The organism is Rhizobium sp. YS-1r (assembly GCF_000757525.1).
Lineage (GTDB): Bacteria > Pseudomonadota > Alphaproteobacteria > Rhizobiales > Rhizobiaceae > Neorhizobium > Neorhizobium petrolearium.
Genome location: NZ_JPYQ01000050.1, coordinates 34,718 through 55,286 on the forward strand (window position 1 = coordinate 34,718; position 20,569 = coordinate 55,286).

18 protein-coding genes and 3 pseudogenes are annotated in these 20,569 nt (G+C 57.6%); 9 read left to right on the plus strand and 12 right to left on the minus strand.

Going from position 1 to position 20,569, the window contains the following annotated elements; genetic code table 11:
• Positions 1–237: 237 nt before the first annotated feature.
• Together JL39_RS31760 and JL39_RS22675 are read right to left on the minus strand one after the other, a co-directional pair.
• On the minus strand, positions 238–387 hold the full coding sequence (locus JL39_RS31760) for a hypothetical protein (RefSeq protein ID WP_200883993.1): 150 nt from the start codon (positions 385–387) through the stop codon (positions 238–240).
• A 472-nt stretch (positions 388–859) separates the two neighbouring features.
• Complete coding sequence (locus tag JL39_RS22675) at positions 860–1,780, minus strand: AraC family transcriptional regulator (protein WP_200883994.1); 921 nt, start codon at positions 1,778–1,780, stop codon at positions 860–862.
• Between the two features lie 71 nt (positions 1,781–1,851).
• Between JL39_RS22675 and JL39_RS22680 the strand changes: the two genes are divergently transcribed.
• Both JL39_RS22680 and JL39_RS31765 read left to right on the plus strand, forming a co-directional pair.
• On the plus strand, positions 1,852–2,592 hold the full coding sequence (locus JL39_RS22680) for an SDR family oxidoreductase (RefSeq protein ID WP_200883996.1): 741 nt from the start codon (positions 1,852–1,854) through the stop codon (positions 2,590–2,592).
• Positions 2,593–2,789: 197 nt separating this feature from the next.
• Positions 2,790–3,062 carry a hypothetical protein gene (locus tag JL39_RS31765; protein WP_152601237.1) on the plus strand — a complete coding sequence of 91 codons (273 nt, stop codon included), beginning with the start codon at positions 2,790–2,792 and terminating at the stop codon, positions 3,060–3,062.
• Between the two features lie 117 nt (positions 3,063–3,179).
• Here JL39_RS31765 and JL39_RS22685 read toward each other — a convergent pair whose 3' ends face one another.
• Positions 3,180–4,970: a diguanylate cyclase gene (locus tag JL39_RS22685; protein WP_244446949.1), complete on the minus strand. Its 1,791-nt coding sequence runs from the start codon at positions 4,968–4,970 to the stop codon at positions 3,180–3,182.
• A 260-nt stretch (positions 4,971–5,230) separates the two neighbouring features.
• Between JL39_RS22685 and JL39_RS22690 the strand changes: the two genes are divergently transcribed.
• On the plus strand, positions 5,231–5,626 hold the full coding sequence (locus tag JL39_RS22690) for an SgcJ/EcaC family oxidoreductase (protein ID WP_037156241.1): 396 nt from the start codon (positions 5,231–5,233) through the stop codon (positions 5,624–5,626).
• 60 nt (positions 5,627–5,686) lie between these two features.
• Here the strand turns inward: JL39_RS22690 and JL39_RS31985 are convergent.
• Both JL39_RS31985 and JL39_RS22695 read right to left on the minus strand, forming a co-directional pair.
• Positions 5,687–5,776, minus strand: a pseudogene (locus JL39_RS31985) (transposase domain-containing protein); the annotation flags it as partial.
• Between the two features lie 26 nt (positions 5,777–5,802).
• Complete coding sequence (locus JL39_RS22695) at positions 5,803–6,486, minus strand: hypothetical protein (protein ID WP_052183063.1); 684 nt, start codon at positions 6,484–6,486, stop codon at positions 5,803–5,805.
• A gap of 89 nt (positions 6,487–6,575) precedes the next feature.
• Between JL39_RS22695 and JL39_RS22700 the strand changes: the two genes are divergently transcribed.
• Both JL39_RS22700 and JL39_RS32635 read left to right on the plus strand, forming a co-directional pair.
• Complete coding sequence (locus JL39_RS22700) at positions 6,576–7,220, plus strand: TetR/AcrR family transcriptional regulator (protein WP_037156242.1); 645 nt, start codon at positions 6,576–6,578, stop codon at positions 7,218–7,220.
• A gap of 22 nt (positions 7,221–7,242) precedes the next feature.
• A pseudogene (locus tag JL39_RS32635) lies at positions 7,243–7,443 on the plus strand (aminoglycoside phosphotransferase); the annotation flags it as partial.
• A gap of 170 nt (positions 7,444–7,613) precedes the next feature.
• Here the strand turns inward: JL39_RS32635 and JL39_RS22705 are convergent.
• Positions 7,614–8,993: a hypothetical protein gene (locus tag JL39_RS22705; protein ID WP_037156243.1), complete on the minus strand. Its 1,380-nt coding sequence runs from the start codon at positions 8,991–8,993 to the stop codon at positions 7,614–7,616.
• Positions 8,994–9,536: 543 nt separating this feature from the next.
• Between JL39_RS22705 and JL39_RS22715 the strand changes: the two genes are divergently transcribed.
• The 3 genes and pseudogenes from JL39_RS22715 (at position 9,537) to JL39_RS22725 (ending at position 11,788) form a co-directional block, all read left to right on the plus strand.
• Complete coding sequence (locus JL39_RS22715; protein ID WP_037156268.1) at positions 9,537–9,965, plus strand: MerR family transcriptional regulator; 429 nt, start codon at positions 9,537–9,539, stop codon at positions 9,963–9,965.
• Positions 9,901–10,290 (plus strand): annotated as a pseudogene (locus JL39_RS22720) (carboxymuconolactone decarboxylase family protein); the annotation flags it as partial. The gene JL39_RS22715 and the pseudogene JL39_RS22720, both read left to right, overlap by 65 nt.
• Positions 10,291–10,606: 316 nt before the next feature.
• Complete coding sequence (locus tag JL39_RS22725; protein WP_037156245.1) at positions 10,607–11,788, plus strand: MFS transporter; 1,182 nt, start codon at positions 10,607–10,609, stop codon at positions 11,786–11,788.
• A gap of 75 nt (positions 11,789–11,863) precedes the next feature.
• Here the strand turns inward: JL39_RS22725 and dctP are convergent, their stop codons facing one another.
• From dctP to JL39_RS22740, 3 genes are read right to left on the minus strand one after another with little or no spacing between them, the layout of a single operon-like run.
• Positions 11,864–12,832, minus strand: coding sequence for a TRAP transporter substrate-binding protein DctP (gene dctP, locus JL39_RS22730; protein ID WP_037156246.1), 969 nt, complete (start codon positions 12,830–12,832; stop codon positions 11,864–11,866).
• Between the two features lie 18 nt (positions 12,833–12,850).
• Complete coding sequence (locus tag JL39_RS22735) at positions 12,851–14,164, minus strand: TRAP transporter large permease (RefSeq protein ID WP_037156247.1); 1,314 nt, start codon at positions 14,162–14,164, stop codon at positions 12,851–12,853.
• Positions 14,161–14,610, minus strand: coding sequence for a TRAP transporter small permease (locus JL39_RS22740; protein ID WP_052183064.1), 450 nt, complete (start codon positions 14,608–14,610; stop codon positions 14,161–14,163). Before JL39_RS22740 ends, JL39_RS22735 begins: the two co-directional genes overlap by 4 nt.
• A gap of 208 nt (positions 14,611–14,818) precedes the next feature.
• Between JL39_RS22740 and JL39_RS22745 the strand changes: the two genes are divergently transcribed.
• A complete protein-coding gene (locus JL39_RS22745; RefSeq protein ID WP_037156249.1) occupies positions 14,819–15,352 on the plus strand; it encodes an AAA family ATPase in 534 nt (177 codons plus the stop codon).
• Positions 15,353–15,463: 111 nt separating this feature from the next.
• Here JL39_RS22745 and JL39_RS22750 read toward each other — a convergent pair whose 3' ends face one another.
• From JL39_RS22750 to JL39_RS22760, 3 genes are all read right to left on the minus strand, one after another.
• Complete coding sequence (locus JL39_RS22750; RefSeq protein WP_037156250.1) at positions 15,464–17,254, minus strand: ABC transporter ATP-binding protein; 1,791 nt, start codon at positions 17,252–17,254, stop codon at positions 15,464–15,466.
• 537 nt (positions 17,255–17,791) lie between these two features.
• On the minus strand, positions 17,792–19,549 hold the full coding sequence (locus tag JL39_RS22755; RefSeq protein ID WP_037156251.1) for a penicillin-binding protein 2: 1,758 nt from the start codon (positions 19,547–19,549) through the stop codon (positions 17,792–17,794).
• Positions 19,550–19,998: 449 nt separating this feature from the next.
• Positions 19,999–20,569 (minus strand): HEPN domain-containing protein (locus tag JL39_RS22760; RefSeq protein ID WP_037156252.1); only part of this gene is annotated, 571 nt, incomplete at its 5' end.

Below are 20,569 nucleotides of genomic sequence, written 5' to 3' on the forward strand. Positions count from 1 at the left end.
AATTAACATGCGGAATATCGCTATACCTTAATTTTCAGCTTCACAAGCGGAATTCCGCTACTTTTGACATCTTGATGCGGAATAACGCAATTATTTGCCGACAGCGACGAGTTTCCAGATACGTCACAGCTGAGTTTCGCGGCTCTCCTCGGGAAAACTTGCCGCGTCATGGCATTCTCCGTCCCGTTCGACAATAGCATCGACGATTACAGTCGGAAGCAGCAGAATAGTTAACGATCACAATGTGTGGCCGGCAGCCTTTAGCGCCGCCGCGATCGTGGTAAGCAGAAGCAGCAGCGAGCGTGGCGTGTCGAGAAGCGGAAGCGCGCCGAGTGTCTTGTACCAACCAGCCACCCGATCATTTTTGGCGTCGATCGCCAGGACCACGCCACCGACTTCGGTAGCAGCGCGTAGACAACGTCTGCCGGCGGCAAGCAAAAGTTGGCCGCCTAAAAATTCGTTGCGACCAGATCGCAAGCGGCGTGGTGGCCGATCGCATCGCCCACGACCAACACAACACGCTATCTTCCCTGCTCGATGGCTGCTTCGATAGAAGATTGGACGGAAATAAGAATTGCCAGCCTGAGCTCCGCTTTTGGGGCCGCGAGGGGGCAGTCCGATGTTGGGGTACCAAGAGGCGATAGCCGACATCCAAACATCTGGCGGTGTGGTCCGAGTTCGGCCCGAAGGGGTCATTGAAGGAGTGCCCCACCATGACTGAGATGGGGTGGAAAACAGTGCGCCGCTTGCAGGGTGAGGACGATGAAAGCAGTCGCACTCAAGCGGGGCAAAGATTTCCTGACCCACGACCGACGACGTCGGACATTAGCCATGGCCCCGACAACAATCGCAAAGCCAATCAACAACCATCCGACCGTGGCGTACGCCCAAAGGTTCGCTTGAAGGCATGAGAAAAGGCGCTTTGCGAGTTGTAACCTACTGCGGCGGCAACTGCCGCGACGGTCTGGCCCGCGTTCAGCTTTCGCTGCGCCAGAACCATGCGCCAGCGGGTCAGGTAGTCGAGAGGTGGGCGGCCAACACGCTCGGTGAAGCGCTGCGTGAAGGCCGAGCGTGACATGCCGACCTCCGACGCCAGCATTGGAACTGTCCAACGGTAAGCGACATCGGCGTGCAGCAGTCTGAGGGCCTTGCCGATCCGTGGGTCCGCCAGCGCGGTGATCCAGCCGACACTGGTCGTCGGGCTGGTGGCCACGAAAGCCCGGACGGCTGCGATGACCAGGATTTCCGCCAGTCGCTCGGCCATGAGCAATCCGCCAAGTTCCGCACTAGAGACCTCCGATCTCAGGAATTTCAGCGTCCTTGCGACAGCCTCGGCGGTGGACGAGGTCCGGTCGACACGCAGAAAGCTCGGAAGCGCATCCAGAACAAACGCGGCGCTGCCATCCGCAAAGCCACTGCCGCCGCCGATCAGGGCCGTCTCGGTTGCATCGCCTAGGCGTACCATGTCGTGTCCTGGCAAAGCGTAGAGCGGCATGCCATCGACCGGTTCGACCGCCGGGTCACTCGCCACCGTATAGCGCGTGTTGCTGATGAGAACGACATCGCCTTTCACAAGCACAGTCGGGGAATGATCCGGAAGCAGAAGCCAGCATCGGCCTTTCGTGACGGCGACGAACTTCAATCGTGTTCGCCCATCGAAGGAAAGTGCCCACTCTCCCGCCGCTTCGAGGCCGGTCCCGCGAACGCTTCGCGCGCCGAGCGCGGCAAGAACCTCGGAGAACGGATCGGGGGTGATTTCGGCGGATCGCGACAAAGACATGACCAATCGAGCATAGATCATCCGGCCCGCGTCGCATAGGTCTGTCTTTTCATGCAAAAAATGGAGCCAATATCGTGACTATAGAGAACAGGATCGTCGCCATCACCGGAGCCGGGCGCGGCATTGGCCGGGCCACCGCTATTCACCTTGCCGCGCGAGGCGCGCGTCTTGTGCTCGGTGCACGAAGCGAAGCGGAAATCGCCGCTGTAGCAGGAGAGATCGAGGCGGCGGGTGGCGGAGCCGTCTATCGGGCCATCGACGTTACCAGACGTGCGGATTGGGAAGGCTTGGTGAAACTTGCTTGCGAGCGTTTCGGGCGGCTTGATGTCATCATCAACAATGCGGGCATCGGGCCGCTCTCGCGTTTCGACGCGCTGAAGGTCGATGACTGGGAAGCCATGATTAACGTGAATCTGAAGGGCGCGCTCTACGGCATCGCTGCGGCTCTGCCCGTGTTTACGCGCCAGGACACCGGGCACGTCATCAACGTTGTATCAACCGCTGGCCTCAAGATCGTGCCGACGATGGGCGTCTACGCAGCGACCAAGAATGCACTGCGGACAGCGACCGAAGCCCTGCGACAGGAGTCGGGCAAAAACCTGCGCGTGACGGAGATATCGCCAGGCTTCGTCGACACGACCTTTGCGGATGCCGGCATAGCCGATCCTGACATCAGAGCGGCTATTTTAAAGCGCAAGGACGAGCTCGCCATTTCCCCGACAGCGATTGCACGGGCGATAGCCTTCGCGATCGAACAACCCAGCGACGTCGAAATCGGCAGCATCGTGGTGCGCCCGACCGCACAGGATTGACATTCGGGGAGCCTATCGGCTTGGAACACACGCATGTCCGTCGGATTTTGACGAGCGCTGAAGATCCACTGCAGGTTCGCGATGGGGCTGGAATACGATCTTCATTGGCAGCGGAGGATTGTCTCCTATCTGTGCGCAGGCAACGTGACACGGCTGCGGGGCGATGTCTGCTTTAGGCAAGCATTATGACGTCCCCCATGACCGACATGCAGGCGCAAAGCTGCCGGGCGCTTCAGCGCTGCGGCACCGCAAACGTGAGGTCCGAAAGCGGAAATTATTGCCGCTCGCCCGTCCTGTTGACTGATGCTCAAGGCCAGGGCACAAAGATGGCATCCACGGTCGCTCGCGAGGGGAAACAAAGGGCATTTCAAGGCTTTTCCGCTAAGCCATTGAAATCATGTGAGAATAAACGTTTCCCAGCCAGCGTCACTTCCTTGTTGTTTTTCAACTACTTAATTATTCTTGCATGATACGACCCGGAACAGTCGTTCGCATCATTTTTCCGGATCATCGCCAAAATTGTAACGGCGAATCCTGGCCCGCCTATCTGTCGGCGGCCGGGACCATGCAAACAAGCCTCGTCTGATCTATGCGATGATCGCCCGGTCGCGGGAAAAGACCTCTGGCGTCGGCGCCGCCTTGACTGCTCTCCGGGTTCGATTCCGCCCAGCGGTCTTGGCTTCGTAAAGCAGCTTGTCGGCTCGCTCATAGGGTTTTGCGAAACCCTCATTCCCGAAGAGATCCGTCACACCCATGCTGGCAGTAACGGGTCGTCCAAGACCGGAAACCGTATTGGCGACAATTGTGGGGATCGCCTGCCGCCGGATCTCGGCCTGTCCATCAGCGTCGTCGCCGCGCAAGAGAAGCAGGAATTCTTCGCCACCAAGACGGAATGCGCGAACGCTCGGGGCAGCCTGGAGGACATTGGCCACAGCCTTGAGCACCGCATCTCCGACGGTATGCCCGTGAATGTCATTGATCGCCTTGAAGTGGTCTATGTCAAGGATAGCCAGTGTGGCGAAGCCTTCGTTTCGAAGCTGCTCGAACTGCCGCTCGATCGCACGCCTGTTGAGCAACCCGGTCAATGGGTCTGTTTCGGACAGCCGTTCGAGTAGATCGGCCTCGTTGCGGGCGCGGTCTCGCTCGCGCTTCATGCTTACGAAGCGGTCTGCCACGCCAAGCGTCGTAAAGAAGACTTCACACATACAGCCGACATAGAACAGGAACATGGCGTCGACGCTGTATAACCACGGAGCTACGCCGGTGACCAGTCGGATCAAGCCGACAAGGACCATTGGCGAATATCCAACTGCCTGGAACTTTGCGGCACGGCTTCCGCGACGCAATGAGTCGAACATCGACAATATGAAGACGACAAGGACCGGCGCAAACGCCGCCGTGTAAGCGCTCGATTGTATAGGCCGTGCAACGAATGGGAACGCCGCATGAAACGCACTCAGGAACACTGCCCACGCCGCGCAATAGGGCAGCAGGCGCCGTAGAAGCGGGTGCATCAGTCCCGGCTCGATGAAGCTGTAGGTAAACATCGTTCCTGCCCCGACCGTCATCCCGAAGATCAATGTCGTCATCCAGCTGAGCGTCATTGCTGGAGGGTTGAAAAGCATGACCGATAGGCTGGATGAAACCAGGATAGTCATCAGCAGCGAAAATGTCAGAGCCGAGTGCCAGAGAACGAATGGTTCACGAAGCGCCCGATAGAACGCCGTATTGAGGATCATGGGCGTGACGAGCATGCCCGCAAGCCCGGCCAGAATGAGCAGCCACCGCATGTCGCCGTCAGTCGCGTCCGTGGGTGCCAAATATGCCCTCTCCAGGGTCATTTCATGGCTCGGCAGGTCAATCGCGGCGATGATCTGTCGGGTCGCATCCGTCACGTCCGGCAGAGAAGCCTTAAAGTACCCGCCCGCCATCGAACTGGCCAAGGCTGTGCCAGGGATGGAGGAGCGCCGAACCGCGCCGTCGTGATCGATTGCGAGCAGATGCACCACCTCGAGTGCGCTCCGCCTTGAGAGCAGATATCGGGGAAGGACATCGTTCGGGCTGATGTCGAAGCGAAGCAGCACTCGCTCGGCGTCAATTGAGAATTTCGGGTCGGCACAAGACCATCGCTCTGCCTTCCGAGCTATCGTCATCACATCTTCCGACATGCTGCCAGACGCCAAGCAGGAACTGCGAATGCCACTAGAATCCGCCGCGTTGGTCGATCCGGCGTTGAAGTACGCCAGCATCAAAAGAAGCAGAAAAGCCGCCCGAAGTTTTTCTCGAAGATTACCCGAATTCATCAGTCCATGTTGGACCAAAGAGCTTTTGATGCCGTTAATTACCGTGAAATGAGCATCCGCGTTGGGGTTGGCCAAGTTTGAAGGTCTGAAATGGGTTCGTTCATCGTAAACGGTGTGCCGCTGGCACCTTGACTAGCTTGCTCAAAATTGGACGTGATCATTTGCCAGCCGCTAATGCTGGTGATAAAGACGCACTATGGAATTTGTACGCGCTTTCACTTTGATTATTATCACCATTCATCGAGTGGTGGGTTAAGCACGTCATATTTCCAGACAAAGCAACCCGCCGCGAGGCGGGTTTTGTTTTTCCGCTCGCGGCCATTTTGGAGTCCAGAATGTCCGACCATCCCTTGAAAGCCCTTATCGAATCTGCAGACCGTTCCATATCGGCCAAAGACTTCGACGGCTTGATGCGATTTTACACCCATGATGCCACCTTGGTGGTCAAGGCAGGCATGTACGCCAAAGGCAAAGACCAGATCAGGAAAGCGTTCGAAGCAATCTCTGCTCATTTCCAAGGCAAATTGAAAGTCCGCCAAGGGAGGATGGAGGTGATCGAGGGCGGGGACACAGCGTTGGCCATCATGGAAACCTGGTTGGATGCCGTCGACGAAAGCGGCATTGGGACATCGACGGTACGACGTGCCACCTATGTCTTTCGTAGAGACTCGCCTGGGAACTGGTTATGCGCTGTAGACAATTCCTACGGCACGGCTCTCCTCGATAGTTGAAAAGGCTCCCCGGCCCGATGCCCATATTGGGTCGGGGGATAGCGTTCCGATTGGCGCAGATTACGTTGCCGCATACTTCCACGGTAGGAGTTCTTTAATCCGACTTTGCTTGTGACCGTTGACAATGACGGTCAACGTGCTGGTCAGGTATCTTGTGTTATTCCAGTCGGGCGAAGCTACCAGTTGTCGGCAGGTCTAGAATTTGCGAGATCACCATAATATGCAGACGGAAGTGCCTTCGCGAGGAACGAGAACTCCGAATGGCAATGGCGCATCAGCCCCAGTCCGATCTCGTCCGGGACAGCGTGGCCGCCCTTGTCGCTATCGAGACCAAGAACGAATCTGCTTCGCAGAACGAGGCCATCGGGCGTGTCCCGTGTGACGTGCATCATCCGGCCGCCTATTGGAATTCCATGCTCGTCAATCTCAACATCATCGCCAAAGCCAATTCCGGCGTAGAAAAGTGCGGATACGCCGCCCACCTGCTTTGCGGCATCGATGTCCGTGGCACTGAAGTATGCGGCTGGGCTTAGGAATTTGATGGTTGCTTTGACCGGAGGAACCTCTCCTAGCGACTCCGTCGCCCTGATTGTCGCGCCGATGTAGTTCTCACCTTTTTTCCAAAGCTCGTCCCAACCGAAATGGCGCTTGTGGTCAATCGGATGCCACCAGCGAAGATGCTCGTCGGTTTCAAAATACTTAAACCACCATTCCAGCATCGCTCCATTGCACCCTGGCATTATCGTTCTGCAGGCGACCGTGAGGGTGCCGGAGCCGAAGCGCTCGATCCCCATTTCGAGTCTAATTGGGTCGGCGTGCAGCAGTGCGACAGGGATTGCTGCTTCCAAATCATGTTGCATTTCCAATCTCCTATATTTAGGAAACTATCTACGTTTCCTAAATATGATGGGTATACCCTTCGTACGACGTTGGTCAAGGAGATCAAGATTTGGAAAAGCGAGCGAGAGGGCGCCCGGCCCGTAATCGGCTTGAGGTGGAACGCAAAATTCTCCAAGCCTCAACACAGCTTCTCTTTGACCAGGGTTTTACCAAGTTCAGCATCGAAGCGGTGTCGCGTAGCGCAGGAGTTGCCAAAAAGACTGTTTACGCTATGGCGGCCAACCGTGAGGAACTGGTCGGGAAAATCGTAGCGTCCTGGACTGAGCAACTCCAAACCAGTGGAGATCACCGGCCGGGCGAGCCGCGTCCTGATCCGGAGAGCTTGCGGGCGCTATTGAGTAGGATTTACCGAATCGCCCTATCCAAGGAAGCTGTAGCCCTTTTCCGTCTCATCTGCGCTGACAAAGAAGGTCGAGAACGGCTCGCAGAAATTTATAATCGAAACGGGGTCGAGCGAGGAGTGCTGGCCGTGGCGACCTGGCTGCGCGAGTACCAAGCCGATGTCCCATCATTTGATGTCAACCGATCTGCCCGGATGATCCTTGCCGCTCTTGTTGCTGAGCCCTTGCGCAGGGCCGCTATCGGCCTTGAAACACCGTGGAACGACAGCGATGAGGAGGTCACCGCACGGGTTGGAGAATGCGTGGATTTCTACGCACGTGTATTGTTCAAAGAGTTGGGCACGGCACCATAGCGGCCATCGTGGCGCATCTGGTGATAAAGTTTCGTCTCTGATCGACTGGGATGAGTCGCATATCGACGTGCACGACCTTGACCTCGTCTTGCCCCATAATGCTGCCGATCTGGAAGCCGGGGCGTATGACATCGCCGCGCAAGCATCGGCCGCATGGGAAGCCGCCGTCTGTTGGGATGACGAATACGCGAAACAGCGACTTGCCGAAGTTCGAGCGGTCTAGGCGACTGCCGCCCATGGCGTATTGATGTCGTCGAAGCTTAGCTTGATCGACGTCTGCTTTCGGGAAGACGCCATCGCCGGCCCTACGACCGGAATAGGGGCGCATTCCTGTCGCAAGATTCGTCGTTTCATGGCCAAAACACCCAGCTTCCAAGCTAAGCTAGGAAGCCTTCACGCCATCTCAAGGTGCGAGGATTCCATTCCCCGCGCGATAAGCGGCGCGGGAGACTTCGAATGCGGGTGGGAAGCGTTAAGTCGCCGAGCCACGATATCGTGGTTGAGCCACAGGACGGGACCGGAGGGTTCGGAAGATTCGCCAAAAATTAGCTGCCCGGTTGCCTTCACAACGAGACCGCTCAGGAGGTCGCTGATCATCAACTTGCTATCCCGATGCATCTGGGTGATCTCATTGGACGTGCCGATGGTCAAATCGGCCTGTGCCTGGCTGTTTGCCATGGGCCATGCCGAAAAGTCATAGAACGGACGCATGACCTCGCTGGCCTGCATGTCGGTGATCTTCCGGAAAACATCCTTCATGGTTAAGCCGTCGGCCAGACGCTGCTGGCAGGCCTGCCACTGTTCGTCTGCCCATTGGCCACCGTTTTCTTTCTTCAACGCAAGCAGCAGCGGTATCAGGGGCAGCTCGATACCCGTGAACACATCGGACGAATTGGTCCGGATTTCGGGACAGTTATAGACAGTTGCCTTGATCCCTGTCGCCCAGGCTTCCTCTGCAATGCCTTCGAGCCGCATCTTCGCATAACCCTGGGTGTAGTTGGTGTAGGTCTGCCAACGATAGCTTCCGTCAATGAGGACCGCCGATCCGTGGTAACCATAGGCCGTATATCGTATTTGACCGCCCGAAGCTTCCACGCGCTCGCGGATCGCAGCGCTGAAATCAATGAGATGGCGAAAGGTGTTTGCGGAGACGTCGTCAAAATTCTGCAGGACGAGTTTTCCCAGGTCACTGTCGAGCAAGGTCTGCGACGACATGTGGCGGGTTCCGGTCCCCTTGTAGATTCGATTGGCGACGACCAAGAATACCTTCGCCTTCGGGATGCCCCCGGCCATTGTGTGGGCGAAGAAAACGTTGCGGCCAGCGGCGATCATTCCGTCGAGAACGGTCATGACTTTTGAAAGCGACTCCGTAAAACGCGCAGTGGCGATGTCGCGGCATTGCCCGACATAGTCCCAGTCGAGCTTATCGTGTTCCCAGCTCTCAAGCGTCATCTTTGCCAGGAGATCGGTGGGAGTTGGGCCGTCTGCGGGCGCATCGAGATCGAAACCCGCCATAAGAGGTATGTTGATGATCCTGCCGCCCAGGTGAGCCTCCGCCGAAGACAGTTCCTCGGCATCGAGCGGCCGCAGCGCATTGTTCTCGTCGCGTCGCCCGACGGTGATCCCCACAATCTCCATTCCAGCGCGTCTGGCTTCCTCGAGCAAGCCGGTGGCGTATCCGCGGCCGAACAGTTCGCCGAAGAGTACGAAAACATCGCCTTTACGGAAGACCGTGTTCTCGGAAAGACGATTCAGTGCAACCGGATTTTCCATGCTGTCAGCTCTTTGATTCGTGTCTCGTCGAGCGATGGCTCATACGAGCTTTCACAAAGACATGACCGCACCGGCACAGAATGGGAACTCATTTTCGGTGACCGTTCATTTCAAAACGTGAAGTCGGTCGCTGTTGTTCCTACAATGCAGCGAAATGCCGAGGCCGTTGGAGATCGGCGCGCCGAAATCGAAACGAGTTCGCTGGAAACGCTCGTCCTACGGATGCTTGCGAGGCTATTGAGGCTGTCTGAGGCTCATTGTTGGGCGTTCTATCATTGTCGAAATCACCTATCGGCCGCGTTCCGGAGACCGCTCGAACAGCAGGCCGACAGCTTCCAGGAACTAATGCGGGTGGTGTGAACGACCGGCATGGGGGCGCGAAGCGGATTGCGCCTGTCGGCCCCAAACGGGCATCAGATATCTCGGAAAACGCGGTCGTGAAAGGTTGCATTTTCGCGACACGAAAACGCGTCATTTCCCTATTGACTTAGAGCACACTCTAACCCGTAGCTTTCTGGGCGTCGTGACGAAAGAATGGCGTTGATGAAGATTGGCGAGTTGGCGAAGCGTTCGGGACTGACTGCCTACACTATCCGTTACTATGAACGGATCGGTCTGCTTCCCCATGCCGACAGAGACCAATCGGGCCAACGTGACTACGACGCATCAATCCTGACCTGGATAGAATTTATCGATCGTCTCAAAACGACCGGAATGCCTATTAGGGAAATGCTGCGTTACGCGGCCTTGCGGGAGCGCGGCGTCGATACGGAAGCGGAGCGCGGCGTGTTGCTCGAACAGCACCGCGAGCGTGTACGTGCGCACGTGGCCAAACTAAAAGCCTGCCTTGAAGTCCTCGACACCAAGATTGCCGGATATGCCGGCAAGGAACAAAGGATGAAAGACAATGACGCGCCAATCCACGAACGTCGGCGAAAGCCGGCTGGAACGCGGCAAGCGGGCACTCGCTGAAATCGACGGCGACGCCGGCCACAATGTAATTGCCGCTCTGGCTGACATTGCCCCCGACTTCGCAAACTACGTGTTCGAGTTTTCGTTTGGCGACATTTACAGCCGCCCCGGCCTTGATCTGCGCGCCCGTGAGATTGCGACCATCGCGGCACTGACGGCGATGGGAACAGCGACCCCACAATTGAAAATCCATATTGAGGCGGGTCTGAATGTAGGGTTGACCAGGGACGAAATCACCGAAGTCATCATACAGATGGCGGTTTATGCCGGCTTTCCTGCGGCTCTCAACGGGCTGTTTGCAGCCAAGGAGGTCTTCGCCGCCCGTTTTCCCGTTCAGAAGGGGAATCGGTATGATCAACCAGGTTTCCGGCGGCAGCAATCTGGCCTTATGGCGCACAAAGGACCCGACGCCGCTGCGAAGACCATGTCTGCGTTCAGGCATGCGCGATAACTGCCTCCATGACCGACATGGAAGCGCTTCTGCGCCATGACAGCCGTCGACCGCAGTCGGCCCCAAACCGGGCTTGCCGTTACGCAGACAAATGCGGTGGTAGTGCCTTTACTATCCTGTCGTCCGACAAAAACATCAACAAAATTGTTAAGTGCCATAAGCGTAGGGCGCTAGGTCCGAATATGCGGGCGTGATACTCGCGGCCATGACCCTATCTGCATCCCCCACCTTCATGTTTCCGCTCATTGCGTTCGGTACAATCCTTGGGATCGCAGGCACCGATCTGGTGCTCCCTGCTGTCCCGACGATGCCGAACGAGTTGGGTGGCACACCAGCTCTGGCGCAGATGGTTCTTGCGGCCTATGCCGCAGGCACGCTTGTGGGGCTGCTGACTTTCGGTGAACTCGGCGCCAGATACTCGCCTCGCAAACTGCTGATCTGGTCTTTGGGCCTGTTTGCTTTCATTTCCATTCTGGCAGCATTCTCGCCTACACTGGAGTGGCTTGTCGCTTTCAGGTTCGCCCAAGGGGCCTTTGGCTCCGGTCCCGCGGTATTTGCGCCCGGTTTCATTCATGGCCTCTACTCTGGTGACAAAGCGGCCGCCATGTTCGGACGGCTCGGTTCGATTGAGTCCCTGACACCCGCATTTGCCCCGATCGCTGGAGCCTTCCTCCTGCAGCTGGGGGGCTGGGAAACATCCTTCCTCGTGCTCGGAGGCCTCGCCGTCTTCTGTGCCGTTGGCAGCGGCGTCTACGCCCAATTGCTCCCGGACCGGCAGGATACCTTCAAAACGCACCGTAGCTATCTATCCATCGTGCGCAACGCCGACTTCCTTCGGCACGCCTTAAGTCAGGCCTTCTCGCTGGCCGGAATCCTTATCTTTGTCTTTGGCGCACCGGCGGTGATGACGGAAGTTCTGGGCGGAGACATCAGAGATTTCATTCTCTTGCAGATTTGCGGCATTACGACCTTCATCCTGGCGTCGAACCTGTCAAGCACGCTTGCCAGCAAGTTCGGAACAGAGCGCATGATCTTTATTGGGACGGCGGCGCTTCTCGTGGGCTTCCTGCTGATCCTTGCCTATGTTGGAATCGGCGGAGGCGGTCTCATCGTACTTGTGCCCCTGTGGATTTTGACGAACGGGGCATTTGGTATCCGGGGGCCGATCGGCTTCCATCAAGCCATCCTTGCCTCGAAGGGCGATCATTCTCGCGGCGCCGCATTGGTCGTGGCGGCGATTCTCGGTTTCACGGCAGCGGGTACCGCTGCCACAGCCTCCTTCCTCAGTTTGGGTTGGTGGCCGCTCGCTATGGCAAGCTGCCTCGCGGCAGCCCTTGCCTTCCTATGCCTGGCGGTGTTTCCGAGAAGCTGAGGCTTGCCTTTCAAAGCAATCCAGCTACCGGACGAGAGCATTAACGATGTCTCGTCCTTTTTTCTGGGCGTTCGCTTACTTGGCGAACAACTCACGCAGCTTGGCGCCCTCAACGGGGCTGGCGGCGACGACGGGCTTCCACCCCTCTTCCTGAGCCATGTCGGTGAAAGCTTTGGCTTTGGTTTCGTCGAGCGCGAACGTGCGAATTCCAGCCTTTTCTTGGCGCTTGAATTCTTCCTTCGCCATATCCCTGTATGCAGCGGACGCGGCTTCCGCCTTGAGCATTTCCTCCTCAAGAACTGCCCTCTGCTCAGCGGTCAGCTTCTTCCATGTGTTGCCGCTGATATAGATACCCGTCTCGACCTGATAGAAGCCCGGATCAATACGCGCTGCTGTCTTCTCCTGCCAGCCGAGATCGAACACGCCGACGGACGGCCAAGCGTAACCATCAATCGTGCCGCGCTCCAGTGCGGTGAAGACTTCGCCGGCCGCCGTTTGCATCGGAGCGATCCCAAGGCCATCAAAGAAGGCTTTGTAGGTCGGCGCCGAGCGGATCTTCAGACCCTTGAACTCCAGATTGTCAGGATATTTCGACATGTAGATATGGTAGTTCATGTTCTGAACCAGCCGGCCCAACCAGTGGATATTGGCCTTTTTCATATGGATCTCGTCCAGCAGGGCGTAGCCGCCGTTTGAACGCAAGTCGGCCATGGACAGATCCGTCAGCGTCATCGCCAGACCTTCCGGAACCAGATTTGCGTGATAGACGGCAGTCGTGTTGGCAAGGTCGATTACGCCGCCGCGAAGCGCGTTGCCAACCTCGAAGGGAGGCATGGCATCCGGACCGCCAACCAGGTTGATGCGAACTTTGCCCTTCCCGTTCTCATTCACGCTCTTAACAAAGGCGTCGAAAGGCGTGAAAAAAGTCGTGCCCTTCTGAAAAGCGGAGATAGCACGGAGCACGACCTCGTCTGCCGCGGCGGGCACGGCGGCGCTCAGAGTGGCCATCATTGCAAAGAGAGCGGACAGTGCGCGTTTTCTCATGGAGGGTTCCCTTGTTTTCTATTTGAGGAGATTGGGCAGCAAAAGCGTCAGGTCCGGCGCCATGAACATAAGTGCCAGAATGACGAGTTCGATAAGGATAAAAGGAGCGGCAGCACGGTAGATCTTGGGGAGCGCCGTATCGCGGCTAACGCCCTGCATCACCATCAGCAGAATGCCGAATGGTGGCGTCAGCAATCCAAGCTCAATGGCCACCAGCATCATCAAGCCGAGCCAGACCGGCTCGACGCCCGCCGCTTGCGCCAGCGGCATGAAGAAAGGAAGCGTAATCATCATGATCGAGATCTGGTCTATGAAGCAGCCAAGGATCAGGATGATGAGCAGCATCATCGCCACTAAAATGGCGGGGCTTGGGTCGAAAGCTTCGATCAGCCCGATGAAGCCGGTGGTTGCCCCAGAAAAGGATAGAATCTGCGAGAACGTCGTCGACGCCACGATGATGAACAGGATCGAGATGGAAACCTTGGCCGTTTCGACCATCGACTTGATGAAGTTCGCCGGGGTCAGGGTGCGATAGCCCATCGTAGCGATCAAGGCGGCCGCCGAGCCCAGCGCCGCCGATTCCGTGGGCGTTGCGATACCGGCAAGCATTCCGCCTACAACGGCAATGAAAATGCCCGAGAGCGGCAGGACATCACGCACGAACGGCATGATCCGCTCTTTAAGCGGAGGGATCGTTCTGACATCTTCGCGCGGCGCCGAAGATGGGACCATCTGTGCCACGATGATGACGAAGGCCAGGAACGACACCGCCATCAGGAGGCCGGGCATGATCCCACCGATCAGCAATTGGGATATGGAAATGCCCGAGAGCGATCCTAGCATGACCGCGAGCGCCGACGGCGGAATAAGGACGGCGATACCGCCCACTGCCATCGTCGGCCCGAGGGCAAGCGTGGTCGAATAGCCGCGCTTGATCATTTCCTGCGACAGCGTACCGCCCAGCATCGCTGTATTGGCAATCGAAGAACCGGAAAGTGCAGCGAATGCCGTTCCGCCCACGACGGAGACGCAAGACAAACGCGCGGGAAGTCTGACGAGTAGCTTCTCCACCGCATCGATCGCCCTATAGGCAAGACCCGTATGGAAAAGCAGCTCGCCCATCAAAATGAAGAGTGGAATCGGGGCAAGCGCAAAGGAGTTCACTGCGAGCGAGGCATTGCGCGTCAATTGCATCAGGCCGGCTTCGCCGCCCAGGAATATCCATGCACCCACGAGGTTTGCGCCGAGAAATGCGAATGCAACCGGTGTACCGATGGCAAATTGTAGAGCAAGTAGGCCAATCAGTAGAAGAAGTGTCTGCCACCAGATCATGCGGTTTCTCCTGCTTGCAGCAGCTTCGCAAGGAACTCCAGACCGCAGAGGCCAAAGCACCAAATCACCGGCAGCATGAGATACCATTCCGGGAAAACGAGGGTTTTGAAGACCAAGGCGCCGGCCTTATAACTGTCGAGAAGAGTGGCGACGGCGAGCCAGGTGAGGCCGAGCGAGATGACGATTCCGACTACGAAGCAGATCTTGACCATCGCCGACGCTGTGTCCTTGCTCACGACCCGCAGCAGGACGTCCACATTCACATGCCCACTGTGATGCAGCACCCAGGGCGCTCCCGCGAAGGTGCCGACTGTGATGAGATATTCGGTGACCTCGTTAAGCCACGGCCAACTCAAAAGGCCGAGATTGCGTCCGAGAACGTCTAGGATAACTGAAAGAGCGAGCAAGCCGAAGCAGAGTGCTGCGATCGCCCCGGCGAACGCCATAACTCCACTCAGCGCCGCTCTGAACCGAGCGCCGATCATAACAGGTTCACCCACTGGACATGTTTATTGCGGTATAATCCTTTAGGCTTAAAATTTGTCAACGGGAATAATTCTCTGCGAGTCTCTTTGCATGGTAAAGTCGGGCGCAGCGGCATGTTCGCGTACAAAGCCGTCCCATGCTGCTAAAAGACCAGACCACGAGCGTGAGATGTTCATATCCGGAGAAATTCTTATCCTGACTGGAACACCTGGTTCAGGCAAAACGACCGCGGCAAACAGCATCGCGCAACTGCCCGGCAGCCCGAAGGTCCACCTGCATTCGGACGACTTCTGGCATTTCATCAAGGCAGGCTCGATTCCACCGTGGCATCCCGAGGCCCATGCCCAGAATGCAACAGTGATCGATGTGCTGGCCGGGGCGGCCGCCCGCTATGCGAAGGGCGGCTACTTCGTGCTGGTGGATGGCATCATTGGGCCCTGGTTTTTAGACGCGTTCCGAAATATCGGAGCGGTCCTGCACTATATCGTCCTTCGTCCGGATCTGGAGGAGGCAATCAGACGATGCCGCCAACGAGGCGGCGCCTCCCTTTCTGATCCCATTCCAATTTCCGCGCTCCACCAGCAGTTCGCGAATTTGGGCGTATTGGAAGGCCATTCGCTGTCGGTCGCAGGCATGAGCGCTGACGAAACTTGCGATTCCATCCGTCAGGCAGTGGAAAGCGGGCGTTTCCGGCTGAGGTAGACCTAAAGTGGTTGAGGGGAGTGTCGTCCGCTCAGAGGGCGCAATCCTGCCGTCGCGCGTTGGAAACGCCAGATGAGTCGGCCCTGGCGTTTCGTTTGTTGAGATGTCGGCCTACGCCACCAACCCCTTGGTCAGTTCCAGCGCCTGCCGCTCGAACAACCGGCGATAGATCCCCTTGTTGAGCCGGATCAGTGCCTGATGGTCGCCTTCTTCGACAATCTTGCCTTTATCGAAGACCAGCAGCCGGTCCAGCGCCCGCACCGTGGAGAGACGATGGGCGATTACCAGCGTTGTGCGGCCGTCCATCAGACGTTCCATGGCCTGCTGGATCTGCACCTCGCTCTCGCTATCAAGGCTCGAGGTCGCCTCGTCCAGGATCAGCACCGGTGCGTCGGCCAGGAAGGCGCGGGCGATGGCGACACGCTGACGCTCGCCGCCCGATAGCTTGACGCCACGTTCGCCGACCATCGTCTCATAGCCCTTGGGAAGGTCCATAATGAACTCGTGCGCATTGGCCTGTTTCGCAGCCTTTTCGATTTCGCGCCGCGAAGCATTCGGCCTGCCATAGGCGATGTTTTCCGCCAGCGTCCGGTGGAACAGGATGGGCTCCTGCTGCACGATGGCGATCTGCCCGCGCAGACTCGATTGCAAGACCTCGGCGACATCCTGTCCATCGATACGAATCGAGCCCGAGTTCACGTCATAGAGACGCTGAATGAGCTTGACGAAGGTTGTCTTACCCGAGCCCGAATGCCCCACCAGACCGACGCGCTCGCCCGGTTTGATGGTGACGGAAAAGTCCTCGTATAGAGGGTTGGGATGAGCGCCGTATTGAAAGGTGACGCGATCGAAGACAATCTCGCCCGCGCCAATCTCGATCGGCACGGCGTGTGGCTTGTCCTCAATGCCGAGCGGCATCTTGTCGAGCAGCACCAGTTCTTCCATGTCGTTGACGGCCCGCTGCAGGTTACGGATGTCCTGACCGACATTGCGAAGATAACCCTGCAGAACGAAGAACATTGCCAGCACGAACGTGATGTCACCGGGTGTGGCCAGCCCCTGCCGCCACATGATCAGGCCCGTTCCCAAAATGCCCGCCTGCATTGTGACCATCATTAAACCCTGGATCGTGCCGCTCGTAGTGCCGCGCTTCCATGTCCGCCGTGTGCGACTGTCCCATCTGGCCAGCACCTGGCTCAGCCGCGTCTCTTCGCGCTTCTCGGCGCCGAAGGCCTTGACCACCGCATTGCAGCTGATGGCGTCCGCCAGCGCACCGCCGAGCTTGGTGTCCCAGGCGTTGGCAAGTCTTGCGGCCGGCGAAACGAACCCCATGGAAAGCGCCACGGTGACGCCGACATAGATGAACGAGCCCGCCCCCACGACCAGACCCATGATCGGCCAATAGCTGCCGAGTACGATACTCGCGCCGACCAGCATGACGATGGACGGCAGCAGGGCGACCAGCAGCAGATCGTTAAGCGAGTCGAGCGCCCACATGCCGCGGGTGATCTTGCGAACTGTCGAGCCGGCAAAGCTGTTGGCGTGCCAGTCGGTCGAGAACCGCTGCACCCTGTAAAAGCCGTTGTTGACCACATCTGCCATGGTGCGCAACGTCAGCCGGATAATGCCGATGAAGATTAACCAGCGCAGCGCCACGCTGGTCAGGCCCAGCACGACAACGATGACGAAGGCGCTGAGCGCACGATCGGCTCCATTGCCGCCGGCAATGGCATCGACGATCTGGCCGGAAAATACTGGCACCATGACTTCGGTCAGCGTGCTTGCGATCACCAACACGATGATGGCGCCCACGAAAACAGGTCGATAGCTCCAATGATGAAAAACAAAGCCGAGCACCTGGCGATAGGCGTCGGCACGAAAATCGAGCTTCTTGCGAGTCATTGACTTCAGCCCGGCCCGTGTCGGCGCCGGTCCTCAAATCGAGAGTTGAGAGGTACACAGCCCATGCGGGAGACGAAATAATCCCGTGAAATCAATCGGGCTGTGACAAAAGAGAAAACCGCTGGTCGCGCCCGAGGAGGGCCGCGAATGGAAATGACCTAGTGTCGGGTCATTCCGCACGGGAGGTTTTCGACGATCGATACTGTCATTCCAACGCCTCCCTTTGTTCGATCCTAAGCGGTGAGCGGTTTATACCCGAGCAATTCGGTATTGCCAAGCGGTCACCACAACCTGGCGGAAGGTGATGCGCAAACGACACAATTCAGACTGGGAAGGGCAGAATGCCGCCAACGGCCAACGTGCCGGACCTGACAACTGGCCCACAGATGCCATCGCCTCAAAACCAACGCGATGTCTGCTTCGGCAGGCGAACACCTGCCTCTGTCACCGAAAAGGGGGCATTACCGACCGCCGTACGGGGCTATAAGTGGACACTCGTCATGTCGGAGCAAATCTTCCGTTGTAGGATTAAAGAATTCAGTAGTCCGACAAAGAGTATCTTGCGTTTGGGGAACCAAAACGAGGCTGCACGCCGAGAAGAGGCGCAGCGCGGCTGATAATCGACTTGATCATAGGCGCGGCGGTGGATGCTGCCGTTCGGCCGCCATGTTCACCTGTCTTCGGAGCGTCGATGATCGAAAGCACCACATATTTCGGCCTGTCCATCGGAAATGCTGCGACGAATGCATTGAAGTTGATATCGTTCGCGTACCGCCCGTTGATCACCTTGTCGGCGGTGCCCGTTTTGCCGCCCACGTTGAATCCTTCGACTTGGGCGCTCCGGCCGGAGCCTTTCAGGCCATTCCAGGTGTAAAGATGACGCATGTCCGCACTGGTTTTGTCCTTTATGACGGTACGCGACAGCAGTTTCGCCTGCTCGCGACTGCGGCGAAGAAATGTCGGAGGGACAAGACTTCCGCCGTTGATCAATGAAGCGGCGGCGACCGCCGTCTGCAACGGCGTGGTCGCCACGCCATGGCCGAACGAGATCGTCACGGAGTTGATTTTCTTCCATGTGCGCGGCTGGGTCGGCGTTGCGACACCAGGCATTTCGGTTTCCATCTTTGACAGGAGCCCGAGCTTTGCCAGAAATTGCTGATGCCCTTCGATGCCGACCATATCGGCAATTGCGGCCGTACCGATGTTTGATGAATACTGGAAGACTTCCGGGATTGTCAGTGCCCGGTTCTTGCCCTTGAAATCCCTGATCGTGAAGCCGCCCATTCGGATCGGTCGGGATGCGTCGACAACGGAATTCAAGGTTATCTTCTCTTCGTCTAGTCCCATCGCCAAAGTGAAGCTCTTGAATGTCGAGCCCATCTCATAGGTCGCATTGCTCACCCGATTGAACCAGCCCTTTTCGTATTCCTTGTCCACGTTTCCATCAGGAAGCGTTCGCGACGGTTCGTTCGGATCGTAGTCGGGCACCGAGGCCATCGCGAGCACTTCACCCGTGTCGACATCGAGAATGACCGCACCGGCGGCTTCGGCCTTGTAGGTGGTCATCGCAGTTGCGACCACCTCACGCACGATGTTCTGGACACGAATGTCGATCGAAAGTCTAACGGGCTCCAGCGGCGTATCGCCTGTCATTCCGGCCGCGCGGAGATCCGACAAGCCTTGCTGGTCCAGGTGACGCTCCATTCCGGCGAGACCTTGATTGTCAACGTTCACATGGCCCACGATATGCGATGCGGTAGCACCGCCGGGGTAAAAGCGCCGCTTCTCCGGACGAAAACCGACGCCGGGAATGCCGAGCGCGAGAACAGCCGCCTGTTGCCGAGGCGTCAGCTGCCGCTTCAACCACTGGAAGGCAGTCCCCGAACGCAGCCGTTTGTGTGTTTCGCCCCAATCCAGGTTCGGAATAACCTGCGCGAGCTTCTCCACGACCTCGTCCGCATCGACGATGCGCCGCGGGTCCGCATAAAGCGACACCATGTTGACGTCAGTCGCCAGAAGTGCGCCGTTGCGATCGACTATGTCGGGGCGTGATGCAACCACAGTAGGGCTGCCGAGCGAACTGGTGGTTGGGGGATCAGCGATACCATATTGGACAAGCCGAGCGCCAATGAGGAAGAAGACGACCGAAAAACCTGCGATCAAAATCCCCAGTCGCTGACGTGCCTGCCTCCTCCGGCGGACACCGGTGCCAATGAATTCTCCGCGTCCTTCGGCGTCCCGCCGCCTCACTATAAAATGAGCGCGCCTCTTCAATCGAACGACAAAGGAAATCATTGAGGAAATCCATTTAACGCAATAGTCTGGAATGGGCGAAGAATGCCGTTGCTAAAAATTTAATAAACATGCCGATTTGCTCGCGGCAATGAGCGGAGAGCAACCCGCCAGAAACGATCGCTACACGATTAATATACAATTAAAGACGTACCATTCTCGGGCTCTGGCATTAACGGTACCAATGACCGCTCCGAGAGCGCGAAGGCGATGGGGTCGCAAAACCGCGCATCGATGGAACGTTCGCTCAAAAGCACTGCAATCCTCCGCCCGTCGAAAAACACGAGGCCGCCTTCGAGCGGCTCTTGACGACCGAACGGCGGCTCTCTGCGTTTTAAGGGAACTAGGCGTGGCATAGCGGCCAGCCGATGATAGGAATCTCACCGGCCGATTACGCATGCACTGCGGACGCCGCGAGAGGCTGGCGTCGGACTTTCCGCGGATCTGGCAGATCATGAATGCCTTGCGAGACGTTCTTCGCAGATGAGGCGAACCAATTTTTGAAGCACCTCTATGCGTTCGATGATCCAGCAAAGCTCTTCTTCTGTTATCTCGAAATGCGGCGAATATCGCGCAGCTACGTAGGCGCGATCGAGCCGTTCGAAACAGCGGCGGGCGAATTTGGTGTCTCGCGGCCATGCCTCGATCAGTCGCGGGTCGATCCGCTCGGCCGAAGAGCGTAGGAATTTCAGGCGATGCGACTTAGGCGAGTAGAGGGTCAGGACAAGTAGCGCGCAGTGATAGAGGCGTTCAGCGGCTTGGTGGAAATTGAAGGTGGCCTCATTCACATTGCCTCTTTGCAGTAAAAATTCTGCCGATGCTTTAAAAGCGTCCGCACTTGGATACCAATGATCGAAATATCCCCTTGCTTCTATCTTCGCATCTTCCTGATCCAGCGGCTTCGGTGCCACGAAGGGATGGCCTTCCTTCTCGTAGAGCATGATGCCGTCGCGGATGAGGTCGATAAAGAACGGCCGTCCGCGTGCCAGCTGGTCGTTCACGTCCTGCAGCGTGTGAACGATG